The sequence below is a fragment of the Bacillus sp. FSL K6-2869 genome, from assembly GCF_040869405.1.
Lineage (GTDB): Bacteria > Bacillota > Bacilli > Bacillales > Bacillaceae > Bacillus > Bacillus altitudinis.
The window spans coordinates 1,878,168-1,890,770 of the sequence record NZ_CP152035.1; the positions used below are offsets into that span (position 1 = coordinate 1,878,168).

Sequence of the window (12,603 nt, forward strand, 5' to 3'; positions counted from 1 at the left end):
AAGAGAACCTTTGACTTGATCCTCTTTATTATTAGATTTTATATTCAATTGACTCAAACGGCAGCATTATTTTCCAGTCTCAGCAAACTGTTTCAATCGATCTCCAATTTCATCTCTTACCCTTTGGAAAAATACCCACTTCTCTTCTTCTGTTCCTTCTGCTTTTGCTGGATCATCAAAGCCCCAATGGACACGTTCAACATGAGGAGGAGTCATCGGGCATTTATCAGCTGCGTCACCGCATAGTGTGACGACTAAGTCAGCGTGATGCAATATCTTCTGATCAATCAGGTCAGACGTTTGATGAGAAATATCAATCCCTATTTCTTTCATTGCTTTGACAGCATTCGGATTTAATCCATGAGCTTCAATACCAGCGCTATAGATCTTCCACTCATCTCCAAGGTATTTTTTAGCCCAACCTTCAGCCATTTGACTGCGGCAAGAATTACCGGTACATAAAAAGTATATTGTTTTCTTTGACATGTTGATCGTCTCCTTTAATGTATAATCATTAGCCAGAAATACAACGCTAAAAGTGTGATGAATAGTGTTGGTACAGTTAAAATGACCCCTATTTTGAAATATGTCCCCCAGGAAATCTTCACCCCTTTTTGAGAAAGGACGTGGAGCCATAGTAGTGTTGCTAAGGAGCCAATGGGCGTAATTTTTGGTCCTAAATCAGAACCAATGACATTTGCGTATATTAACGCTTCTCTCATCATTCCTTGTGTATCGGTGCCGAAAATGGCTAATGCATCGATCATGACCGTCGGCATATTATTCATGACAGATGAAAGAATCGCTGCGATAAATCCCATACCAAGAGTACCTGCCAATAAACCTTGATCTGCTACAGCTTGAATCACGCTAGAAAGAGCATCAGTAAGCCCTGCATTTCGCATGCCATAGACAACAACGTACATACCTATGGAAAAGAATACGATCGCCCAGGGAGCTTCTTTTAGAACGCTTTTTGTTTGAACAGCAGGGCTTTTTTGTGCAATGACCAAGAATAAAATGGCAATCACTCCAGCTATGACCGATACAGGTATAGATAAAAATTCGCTTGCAAAATAACCAATCAACAAAAAAGCTAATATATACCAAGATAATCTAAACATCTTTGGATCTTTTATTGCTTCCCTAGGTTGCTTTAACTCAGTCATATCATAGCGTTTTGGTATACTCTTTCTAAAGAAAAGGTACAGCACAGTGATACTCGCTAGCAATGAAAAAAGGTTTGGAACAACCATTCTGGATGCATATTCAATAAACGTAATGTTGAAATAGTCGGCTGTTACAATGTTCACCAAATTACTTACGACAAGTGGAAGCGACGTTGTATCTGCAATAAACCCACTCGCGATAATAAAAGGGAATACAATTTTTTCATTGAAGTGTAATGCTCTGACCATGGCTAAAACAATGGGTGTCAAAATAAGTGCTGCACCATCGTTTGCAAATAAAGCAGCGACGATTGCCCCAAGGATGGTCACATACACAAACATAAGTAGCCCACTGCCTTTTGCAGCCTTTGCCATATGCAATGCTGCCCATTCAAAAAAGCCGATTCGATCAAGTATGAGTGAAATGACGATAATGGCGACAAAAGCTAAAGTCGCATTCCAAACGATGCCTGTCACGGTGATCACATCGTCAACATTCACAACACCTACGATTAAAGCTAAAATAGCTCCTCCACAAGCGGACCACCCTATGGATAAATTTTTTGGCTGCCAAATAACCAATACCAAAGTGAACAAAAATATGATTAATGATAAAACGGCAAAACTCAAACCCATCCCTCCTTACGAACAAGACATGTTTGTTGCTTTATGTTGTATACTTTTTATAAGGTCGTCTTCTTTATCAATTTGATTTAAGATGATCCGAATCGTCTCAAATTCTGGACACAGTGTATTGATTGAATAATAACGCCACTGCCCTTTTCTGTTCTCCTGAACAAATCCAGCTTTTTTTAATTTTCGTAAATGCTGACTAATCGCTGGTTGACTCATTTCGAACATATCTACCAGTTCACACACACAATATTCCTTCTCCAAAAACAATTTCATCATGATCAGTCTTGTTTGATCACTGAGTGTTTTTAAACAATTCGACATATGTGTCACACCAATTGAAACATCTGTAGTCACAATGATTCCCCCTCTTTTCAACTCCTTCAATAGTATATAACTGAAAACTTATATAATCAATTGATTATATGAATTCAAACAAAGATTCATTCGTGTGAAAATGATTGATTTAAATACCCACTTCTCTTCTTCAAATGAAACCACATAGTTATTTAAATAGCCCAGTCCTCCTAATTGGCAAAAAGGTGGTGATAAAAACAAAAGACAGAGATCTTGTGCCTTTTATCATTCGAGTGAAATTAAATAATCAAGAAGAAAAAACTTACGAGGCAAAGGCGGTTATACATGCCACTGGTACGTGGAAAAACCCTAACCCAATAAATGCTGAAGGGATTATGACAGAAAATGAACAATCGAATGGTATTCCTGATATTTTAAATCGCGATCTGACTCGGTATCAGAATTGCAGTAGTTGGCATTGGGCATTCTGCTGTTAACACTTTGCTCGAGCTGCCAAAGCTAAAGAGAGACATCAAAAAGCACAGAAATGATATGGATTTTAAGAAAGCAGGATATTAGTGAGGTATTAAGAGGAGAAAACAATGATCAATTGCCTGCAAGAGGTCAACTAGATGGAAAGGACCCTTCTTGGTGTCCTTTGATCAGAAGGAGAAAGAGGGTCCATTAATAAAGATACAGTTATTGTTTCAACTAATTAAAGGACCCTTGTTCTTGTCTTGGTACAAATTAGATAGGTCATAAAGGTTTTTGGGGTAATTCCATTATTTGAATCTCCATCCCCCATGAAGTTGTGATATAGAAAAATCCAAGAGGGCTCAGCTCTCTAACTTTAACATCAGACTGTTCTGCAAAATATTTTAAAGCCTCTTCTATATTGGTAACTGTAATAGCTAGATGGGCTACACCGATATCACTGGGTTTTAGGTGAACATTCTGTTGATCTGGCGTCGACCATTGAACCAGTTCGATCTTTCTACCGCCATATTGCAAAAATGCCGCCCCTTCTACAATTGACTGTTCGTGAACCCCAAAGTATCTTTTTAAACTATCGTCCTCAAACTGCATCCGTCCTGGCCGGAACAAGACTTCAAAACCCAAAATATGAGTGAAGAATTCAACTGCTACTTCGATATCGGGTACTACAAATCCTGAATGCTCGATTGTGCCTTGGAAAATTGTATTTTTCATATCGCTAAACCCCTTTGATTTTTTGGAAGTAAATGATTCATAATAAAGTGGTATTTAAAGCAGCTGTATCACACGAGCACCAATTAGGTTCAATACAAGTCAACTGATGTTGGCACTACTGCAAGATTTAGAACAACTATACCTGAGCCTTGATATACTATAATATTCTTTTGTGATTTCTGTATCTTTTTTGAATATCCATTAAAATTTACATGTTCCATCTGAACAATAATCCTCAAGCGATGACTCTAATTTATGCTCTTCAACCTTACGATTCGCGTACTCTTCTTTCCATACCTGTTGTAATGTTTCTAAAAACACTTCGCTAGGTTGTGCTCCTGAGATGACATATTTATCATTCACAACGTAAAAGGGCACGCCCTGAATCCCAATGTTAGATCCCTCGGCTCTATCAGCTGCGATATTCTCGCTATATTGATCATTTGCTAAAACATCCAAAGCTTCGTTACCATCAAGCCCTATTTCACTTGTAAGTTGAGCAAGTGTTGCGTGATCACCGATATCTAGTGAATCTGTGAAATGAGCTTTCAAAATACGCTCCATAAACTCCCGAATCTTCCCTTTCTCTTTTGCATAATAAGAAAGACGAAGTGCATCATATGAATTCGTAGGAATCATTGTATCAAATTGATAATCTAACCCAACCTCTTTTGCTTTCTGTTTCAATTGATTGTTCAGTACTTTTGCTTTTTCATATGGGACACCATGCTTAGAGGATAATACTTGATGGATATCCATTCCTGTATTTTTTTTCGCATATGGATCTAATTGAAAATGTCGAAATAAGACTTCGACCTCTTCTTTATGTTCAAACTGTTCTAACCCTATTTCAAATTGACGTTTGCCAATATAACAAAACGGGCAAACAAAATCAGACCAAATTTCTACTTTCATCCTATGTTCCCCCTTTATGATTTTGATGAATGTATCTTGTCCATTCTTCTTTATTACGCTTTTGAACGTGCGAGGTGGGATGATGTTAATTAAAATCTTTTTAACTAATCCCACCAATGCTTTTTTTAAAACGTTCGTGCTACCGCTTTTGCTTTTTCAATTGTTGAAGTAACAATTTCTTCTTCTTTAGTTGGATCATAGTCAATACCTTCAACAAAAATCGTTGGTTCCACTTCAATTCCTACAAACTTTAGCGCACCTCTTACGTAAGAATCGGAATGTTCCATTCCAATTGCCTGCGAATAAAATCCTCCCATTCCATGAATATGGATTGCTTTTTTCCCTTTCATCAATCCTTCTGGACCTTCTGATGTATATTTAAACGTTTTTCCAGCACTCATGATTGTATCAAAATAGGCTTTTAATAAAGGTTGGATTCCTAAATTCCACATTGAAGACTGAATAATGTATTTATCTGCTTCCATAAATTGCTTTGTAAATGCATTCACTGCTTCTATTTTTTGAGCTTCAACATCTGTTAGCACTTCCCCACTTCTTAACTTCTTTTGTCCAGTTAAAAAATCAGCATCGATTAATGGCACATTTGCATAATAGACATCTACTTCTATTATTTCATCTGTTGGATTTACTTCCTTATATTCATTGATAAATGCTCTAGCAACTTGCGTACTTCTTGATTGTTCCTCACTTTGAGGTGTTCCTTTAACAAATAATACTTTTGACATGATCATTTCCCCTTTATGATTTTGATTTTGAATACTTATAAAAAGAATTCACACGCAATATTTTGGTATGACTCTAAATGATTCCTATAAATTCTGCTGAATCAACAACCTCATACAAAAAGCTCATTTAATGATTATAAACAATGGGCATTTTTCCGATTAATTGGTGTTGCCTAGCAGCGTCATACATGAGTTTAGCGACATTTTCCCTAGATACGGACATTTTAGCTGGCTGATCGCCGAATGAATAACCGTAAGATTGCCCGTTGTATTTGATATTAGGATTAATGATTCGAACGACTGTCCAATCCAGGTTCGATTGTTTAATCAGTTCTCCTATCTTCTTCATTTCGGCATAACCATTTGGCATGAGAAGTTTAGGCAATATTCTTGGCAATATCGTCGATAAGCTTTTCTTATCGTCTTCAGATTGCAAGGCTGGCGTCGCGAGTGTAATCAACCTTTTTTTGGTGAACTTCTTCATCGCTTTGACAATTCGGTTATGTCCGTCGGCGATCGGTGTACCTTTTTGTTTTCGAGATAAATCAATGCCGGGACCTAAGGTGCTTATCACGACATCAGCTTCTGAAACTGCCGTTTCAATAGCTGAAGTGTTCGTTAGTTCACCCGTTACAATGCGTAAATTCGAATGCTTTTGCTTGATTTTCTCAGGGTTTCTAACATATACCGTAACGAAATCTCCGTTTTCTAATGCAAACTGTGTTAAAAGTTGACCGATTGCACCAGTTGCCCCAAAAATAGTGATATTCATGGTCGTCTATCTCCTTTTGTTATTCAGAATGATCACAATGATTTCCTTGATCAAAAATCTTTCGTGATAACATGTGTTATTTAAGCAACGCGCGTTGTATAATTGATGATAAGATGAAAAAGAATAATAAACAATAACCAAAATAGCCAATATGTAGTTTACGCAACACTTCTATATGTATTGTCGTTTTTAGACAAGATGATGAACCCTAAAAGGAGAAGAAAAAATGATTATGCCAAAAAAAGATCCGAGAATACTTCGTACAAGACAGTTGATTGTAGACTCTTTTCTTTCGTTAGCTAGTGAAAAAGATTTCAACCATATAACGGTACGTGATATCACAGAAAAGGCTACTATTAACCGCGCTACATTTTATGCGCACTTTGACGATAAATTTGATTTGTTACATTCTACAATCACCAATACATTTACAGACAAATTGAAAAAAAGACTCAATGATCACGATGGATTCAATGAAAAAGTCATTGCAAATATTTTTCTAGCCATGTGTGATCACCATAAAGAGATAAGCGACCTATGTCCCAAAGGTTATCATTCTTTAGGAACTATTATCGAAAGTAAAATTAAAGAGGAGTTACAGAAGCTAATAGCTGATCTTATGCTAAAAGGGACTAAAAACATCATCGAATTAGAGGATAAACAAATGGTAACAACCCTATCTACTATGCTAAGTTGGGGGATATACGGAGCTGCATACACATGGAATAAGGAAGGAAGACTTATTTCATCAGAAGAGCTAGTGACTAAGACCCTGCCTATCTTTAGAAATGGTATGAGTCAGTATTATTTTTAATGAAAATGATGTTAACAATCTGCTTGAGCCGGCAGTGCTAAATGATCAATTGTCTGCAAGAGGTCAATTAGGCAGGCTCGATTCGTTGTTGCTTAAATGACTGGTGATAAAGAGTCTGCTGAAACGTGTAGCACTAAAGTTATAAAGCTTTACTTTAAATAGTGGGATTCTTATACGACTATTGTTTATCAGATCATACAATGGATCTTCATTTACCTTCTTGTACAAGTCTATCCTTTTGTTTGTCTAAATCTCACCTCTTTCAAATTTCAAAACTTCTACGACCTTCTCAAGAAATTAAATCGGTCGTAGAAGATGGGCCTTATTTGTTGTACTGTAAATCAAATATTCTGGGATATATCTTTTAAAAATTGCTTTCTCTTTTCATCTGTTGTTAAGTTCACTCTAGAAAAATGAATCCATTTCGTGGATTCATTTTTCAATCCCAAATCAGCTAGAGTTCTGTTAATAAAAACGCTTTGAATGGCATTTCCAGCTTCCGATTCAATATAATCCTTATCTGTTGTAGATGTTGAGATCACGGTTGTTTTTTTTATATTTGTCAATAAACCTTTCAAAGCACCAGTGTGTTGATCTTCCGTAAAAGCGAAACCCCTTAACATCACTTTATCAATAAATCCTTTTAAAATAGCAGGTAAATCCCACCACCAGACAGGGAATATAAATATCAATTCTGTTGACTGTTTTAATTTTTCTTGATAATCCTTCACTAATGAATAAGGCGTTTCTCCTTTATGAAAATGCTTTAATTCTTCAGCTGTAAAAACAGGATTAAATCCATCTTTATATAAATCGATCACTTGAAACGGTTCTTTCTTTGTTTCTAATTTTTCTGTTATGGAAGTCAAAATGGCATGATTATAACTTCCATCCCAAGGATGTGCATAGACAATCGTTTTCATTATTCATTCACCCTTCTTCTGAGTTTTGCATCATTTTTTTGATGTACATTCATTTTATTGTGTGCTATAACATACTACAAGTACGGTAATCAAAGTGCGATACTAATCCAAAGGAGAGTATAAAATGAATGAGGAGTCCTTCCAGACGAAAGCTGAGCTAAAAGATACTGGTTTTGGGTATACTTTGTCATTAATTGGTGGGAAATATAAAATGCCAGTTCTGTATGCTTTATATTCAAACGATGGTCCTGTTCGCTATAATCAGCTGAAACGTAAGCTCGGAACGATTTCTTTTAAAACATTAACCAATACACTAAAAGAGCTTGAAGCGGATCACTTAATTCATCGTAAAGAATATCCCCAAGTGCCTCCAAAAGTAGAATATAGTTTATCTGAAAAGGGTTTATCACTGATGCCTGTATTAGATGAGATATGTTATTGGGGAGAGGAACAAATGAAAAATAATTAGGTAGAGTGGAAAGAAAGCTACTACGGTTTAAACATGCTTTCTAAAGTAGCTTTCTTCTCATCTTATATCAATCCGATTGGCTCATTTTGTTGATGTGCTAACTCCATTCCTTCTGCCAGATAGAGAGCGTTCTTCTTATCTAATCAGGCCAATTGTGAATCAGTTGACGTAATCTAATTGCAACAGTCTTACAAACATCTAGCATTAAGTAACTATCAGAATCCGAAAGATTCAGCAAAGGAATGATGTCATCTGTAAAGTTCTCAAATGGTATGTCTCCGCCAAAACCCTCCATATCATCTAAATTCATTTCGCAAATATTACTCCTGATTGAACCTATAATAGGACAACGAGGCACGCAACGCTCTATTCTACCAGAGTCCTAAGGTTATTTTGATTTAATCCCTGCCCCACAAAGAGGTATGATAATGGTTTCTTCTGATTCCTTTTGATATTTCATGTAGCCAGCAAAATTGATGGCAGATGTCACTTCGACATAAAATCCTTTCTCACTCAGTTTAGAACGTGCATGTATAATTTCTTCTTCTTCAATATCAATAAACGTACCATTCGTCTTGTATACAGCTTCTAAAATTTGTTTGGAGCGAGCCGGGGCAGCAATAGCGATCCCTTCTGCTACGGTCCCTTTATTTGTGACAGGTGATGCTGATTCTTCTTCATTTTGATAGGCTTTCACAAGGGGTGCGCAGTTTTTCGCTTGTACAGCAACAATTTTCGGTATTTTATGAATGAGACCATTTTCGAATAACTCTCTAAAGCCATAATACGCACCGAGCAGCAGAGTGCCGTTTCCAACCGGAATGATTAAAGCATCCGGTGCTCCTTTTAGTTGCTCATAGATTTCATAGGCATATGTTTTTGTACCTTCGAAAAAATAAGGGTTATAGACATGGCTTGCATAAAAAACGTTTTCCTCGTCTACTGCCTTTTGGGCCGCAGCTGCAACGTCCTCTCGTGTACCATGAATTTCTTTAATCGTTGCTCCGTGGGCTTTTATTTGAGCGACTTTTTTAGGTGATGTTTGATCACTTAGATAGATGTCACAGGCAATACCACAACGCGCAGCATACGCAGCAATTGCCGTTCCTGCATTCCCGCTGCTATCAGCAATGACTTTTGTTACCCCTAATTCCTTAGCTTTTGTCATTAACACAGCTGCTCCACGGTCTTTAAATGATAGTGTCGGCATCATATAATCAACTTTTACATAAGTGTTTGGCTCATTAGGATCTAGAACGATTAAAGGAGATTGGCCCTCGCCCATTGTCACAGTTTCCCACGTCTTAGAATCTTTTGGAAATGGCATGGTTTCAACATAACGCCATAATGAATTTGGATAGTGCTTCCAAGCTGTGACGTCTATTTTCGGGGTATCTTTCACTAGATTTAATACTCCACCACAATCACATTTCCATAGAGTTGGTGTCATCTCATATTTTTTCCCGCAATGGTTACAACTTAATTGATTCATTCTTCATCTGCCCCTTTGAATATTTTTTTATACAAAATATAATTTTTTATATAGGGTGGTCAAAAAAATATTCTAAATATATGCAATGGCATCCATTTCAATTTTGAAACCAAAATGTAATTCATTCGTTGGTACAATCGTACGAGCTGGTTTATGTTCACCGAAAAATTCGGTATAAACCGCATCTACTTTGTCCCATAATTCAATATCTGAAATGTATAATGTCATGCGCAAAATCTTTTCTTTTTGACTTCCAGCAGCCTCTACAATCATCTCTACATTCTTAAGCGCTTGTAATGTCTCTTTTTCAATGGGGCCGAACTCTTTTTCTGTCGTTTCAGGATTGATGGCAAATTGTCCTGACACATAGACCGTGTTTTGATGAATGGTTGCGAATGCATAGTGTCCGTTTGATTTTAGATTTCCTACCTCGAGTATGCTTTCCATGTTGACACTCCTTACCTCGATTTATTTTTGATTTCATCCAAATAGCTATAGACGGTTACTTTGGAAATACCTAACATAGATGCGACCTTCTCAACAGATCCTTTCATTAAAAAAATGCCCTTTTCATCCATGAATTTGATTAGTTCAATTTTTTCATGACGTTTCATAACTGGATGAACACTGTTTTGAATGATTTGTTGAATCAATTGATCGACGATTTCTTCCACATTTTCAAGATCATCATTTGATGTTGTTTCTTTCTCTTGAGCTTCCACATGTGTAGTAAGAAAAGTATCCATAAATTGCTGCATTTGATTCAGTGCTTCAACATCAAAATTGATACAGAAAGCACCGATCACTTTTTGCTTTGAATCACGTATTAATGAAGTCGAAGAACGAATCGTACGCTTATCTTCTGTTACAAATGTATAACCAGCCAGATAATCTTCTTTAAAATCTTCTGATTGTAATACAGTCTTTACTAGATGATCAAATGATTGGCCGATTTCTCTTCCTGTCACATGGTTATTTACTGTAAACATGACAGATGCTTGAGGATTTGTTAAATCATGAATCACCACTTCACAATTTGGTCCAAACATTTTTGCAGTAGATTTTGCTAAAGGAATATAACTCTCTAATAACTTTTTAATATGTTCCATGCCTAAGCACCTCATTTTTTTATTCCACTAGATTATATAATTTTTTATATATAAAAACAATATATAGATTTATTTATATATTATAATGCTCACAAGATCACAAATATGAAAATCACCATATAAAAAAAGCAGCCATTGACTGCTTTTTGCTTATGCTCCTTTCTAATTGTCTTCCTGCTGGATTCCATACAAAATGACGTCAATTCCCCATCGGAACCGTTCCATTGATACGGTATCACCTGCAAACATTTCTTCTTTTACACGATGAATGAAAGGAAACTGCGTTTTGTCTGCTTGAAGAAATGCTTTTTTTGTGTCTGAAATCTGTGAAGAGCCTTGTTTCTTCCAAGAGACCTTTTCGTAAGCTACAGAAGATACGTATAACAGCAATAGGTCTACTCCCCATGCTGCGGATGTAGATTCGATCCCGCCTTCATGCAATGCAGCCAGAATACGTTCGGTCAACTGAAGAAAGTTCGTTCCTTGTGGAATAGTGGAGAGAGAAATTTCAGCGAGACCCGGTTTTTCGAATAGCAGTAGGAAATAAGTATGCAATATGTCGAATAACTGTTCTTTCCATGTGCTATCCTTTGAATCTGGATAAACCATTTGTCCGAGACCATAATCCAATACGTAAGCACTGAGTTCTTGAACATTGTTCACGTAGACATACAAGGATGCAGGTCCCGTATCCAATGCTTTAGCCACCTTACGCATACTCATGCCCTCTATTCCTTGCTCCTTAAGAAGCTCATAGGCCGTTTTCACAATAAGCTCACGGCTTAAGGGTTCTTTAGCCGGCCGAGACCGGCGACTGATCATACGACGATTTGAATTGTTCATACTCTCTTTATAACATGTCAAAGTAAAATAGTAAATTGAGCATCAATCATCATCCTTTTGAAAAGAATTCATCATATCTGCAAGCTTGACCGCAGCGTCTTTTGAAAAACACAGTTTTAAACTATTCTCCGATTCATGCGCTTTTTCTGATGAATATTCGTACATCATGTCTTCGTATTCTTCAATCGCCTTTTCAATATGATGAGGATGTCGGACAATAGCAAGTGCTAGCTCCCTTGCATCAAACATCGCCATGTTCACACCCTCGCCTGCGAATGGCGACATGACGTGAGCTGCATCACCGATAAGCGTTACTCCTTTATGACGATTCCATTTAAAACCGGTAGGAAGCGTATAGATCCGCCTTGGAATGATGGCATCTTCTGCATAACGAATATAGTTTTTCAGCTGATCATCCCAATCACTAAATAACGCTAATAATTGTTCTTTTGCTTCTTTCGCTTGATGAAACGGTATACCACAAGTCTCGATCCAATTGCGTTCTACCATGAAGCTTGCGTACACTTTGATTCGGCCATCTCCGTTTAACTGCCCAATCAGTCCTTTGTGGTCTGCCAAAGCAAACATCTTACCTCGTTTATTAAATTCAGCTAAATCAGGGTGGTTCTCCTCTACGCTTATGACATTCAGTTCTAGCATCGTGAGCCCAGAGTATTCAATCTCAATATCTGTTAACAGAGGACGCACACGAGAAAAAGCACCATCAGCCCCAATCAAAAGGTCAACTGTTTCGACAACTCCGTTTTCAAAATGAAGCTCGGTCATACCACTTTCTAATGAAACGCATCTTTCTAGTTTATATCCATATTTGATGGTTTCAGCATCAATTTGTTCTAATAGTAGTTCACATAACACACCACGATCAATTTCCGGGCGAGTACCTTTTTGATCTGATTCCGTTTCTTCATCTAAATAAATTCTTCCTGATTTATCAAGTAATCGGAAATCTTCCCCTTCATAGCGGGCATTCCTTTGAAATTTCTCATAAACTCCTGCTTCTTTTAAGGCTTTTTGACCTGTTTCTTCGTGAATATCCAGTGAGCCCCCTCGTTCAAGGCTCTTGTCATGCATCTCCCGTTCATAGATGGTTGTTTGTATACCGTAATTTTGCAAAATTAAGGCAAGTGTTAGTCCCCAGGTCCTCCTCCAATGATAGCGATTTGCTTTTGATTCTTAGATAATGACGTCATC

Annotated in this window: 14 protein-coding genes and 1 pseudogene; 2 read left to right on the plus strand and 13 right to left on the minus strand. The window is 37.1% G+C overall.

The genetic code is table 11. The annotated features are described in order from the left end of the window. Positions 1-66: 66 nt before the first annotated feature. The 7 genes from arsC to MHI58_RS09680 form a co-directional block, all read right to left on the minus strand. Positions 67-486, minus strand: coding sequence for an arsenate reductase (thioredoxin) (gene arsC, locus MHI58_RS09650; protein WP_041507211.1), 420 nt, complete (start codon positions 484-486; stop codon positions 67-69). Between the two features lie 14 nt (positions 487-500). Beyond that, positions 501-1,799, minus strand: coding sequence for an arsenical efflux pump membrane protein ArsB (locus MHI58_RS09655; RefSeq protein WP_041507210.1), 1,299 nt, complete (start codon positions 1,797-1,799; stop codon positions 501-503). Between the two features lie 12 nt (positions 1,800-1,811). After that, positions 1,812-2,126, minus strand: coding sequence for a metalloregulator ArsR/SmtB family transcription factor (locus MHI58_RS09660; protein ID WP_041507570.1), 315 nt, complete (start codon positions 2,124-2,126; stop codon positions 1,812-1,814). A 729-nt stretch (positions 2,127-2,855) separates the two neighbouring features. Beyond that, entirely contained in the window at positions 2,856-3,308 is a 453-nt protein-coding gene (locus tag MHI58_RS09665) for a VOC family protein (protein ID WP_039167759.1), read from the minus strand. A gap of 201 nt (positions 3,309-3,509) precedes the next feature. Next, positions 3,510-4,223, minus strand: coding sequence for a DsbA family oxidoreductase (locus MHI58_RS09670; protein ID WP_041507209.1), 714 nt, complete (start codon positions 4,221-4,223; stop codon positions 3,510-3,512). 125 nt (positions 4,224-4,348) lie between these two features. Next, on the minus strand, positions 4,349-4,969 hold the full coding sequence (locus MHI58_RS09675) for an FMN-dependent NADH-azoreductase (protein WP_041507208.1): 621 nt from the start codon (positions 4,967-4,969) through the stop codon (positions 4,349-4,351). Positions 4,970-5,096: 127 nt separating this feature from the next. Then, entirely contained in the window at positions 5,097-5,741 is a 645-nt protein-coding gene (locus tag MHI58_RS09680) for an NAD(P)-dependent oxidoreductase (RefSeq protein WP_039167765.1), read from the minus strand. Between the two features lie 226 nt (positions 5,742-5,967). Between MHI58_RS09680 and MHI58_RS09685 the strand changes: the two genes are divergently transcribed. Next, positions 5,968-6,555: a TetR/AcrR family transcriptional regulator gene (locus MHI58_RS09685; protein ID WP_041507207.1), complete on the plus strand. Its 588-nt coding sequence runs from the start codon at positions 5,968-5,970 to the stop codon at positions 6,553-6,555. A gap of 341 nt (positions 6,556-6,896) precedes the next feature. Here the strand turns inward: MHI58_RS09685 and MHI58_RS09690 are convergent, their stop codons facing one another. Then, positions 6,897-7,478, minus strand: coding sequence for an NAD(P)H-dependent oxidoreductase (locus MHI58_RS09690; RefSeq protein WP_056408588.1), 582 nt, complete (start codon positions 7,476-7,478; stop codon positions 6,897-6,899). A 124-nt stretch (positions 7,479-7,602) separates the two neighbouring features. On the opposite strand from MHI58_RS09690, the gene MHI58_RS09695 reads away from it, so the two are divergent. Next, positions 7,603-7,947 (plus strand): helix-turn-helix domain-containing protein, encoded by a 345-nt coding sequence (locus MHI58_RS09695; RefSeq protein ID WP_017359567.1) that lies wholly within the window; start codon positions 7,603-7,605, stop codon positions 7,945-7,947. 388 nt (positions 7,948-8,335) lie between these two features. Here MHI58_RS09695 and MHI58_RS09700 read toward each other — a convergent pair whose 3' ends face one another. The 5 genes and pseudogenes from MHI58_RS09700 to MHI58_RS09720 form a co-directional block, all read right to left on the minus strand. After that, the gene (locus MHI58_RS09700) at positions 8,336-9,439 is read right to left on the minus strand and encodes a threonine synthase (protein ID WP_168948636.1); all 1,104 of its coding nucleotides are present in this window, start codon (positions 9,437-9,439) and stop codon (positions 8,336-8,338) included. A 72-nt stretch (positions 9,440-9,511) separates the two neighbouring features. Next, positions 9,512-9,886 carry a RidA family protein gene (locus MHI58_RS09705; RefSeq protein WP_017367342.1) on the minus strand — a complete coding sequence of 125 codons (375 nt, stop codon included), beginning with the start codon at positions 9,884-9,886 and terminating at the stop codon, positions 9,512-9,514. 11 nt (positions 9,887-9,897) lie between these two features. Next, positions 9,898-10,548 carry a transcriptional regulator gene (locus MHI58_RS09710; protein WP_035700980.1) on the minus strand — a complete coding sequence of 217 codons (651 nt, stop codon included), beginning with the start codon at positions 10,546-10,548 and terminating at the stop codon, positions 9,898-9,900. Positions 10,549-10,710: 162 nt separating this feature from the next. After that, positions 10,711-11,370, minus strand: a complete 660-nt coding sequence (locus MHI58_RS09715; RefSeq protein ID WP_056408622.1) for a TetR/AcrR family transcriptional regulator — start codon at positions 11,368-11,370, stop codon at positions 10,711-10,713. Positions 11,371-11,433: 63 nt separating this feature from the next. Further along, positions 11,434-12,602: pseudogene (locus MHI58_RS09720) on the minus strand (FAD-dependent oxidoreductase). Between the last annotated feature and the right edge of the window lies 1 nt (position 12,603).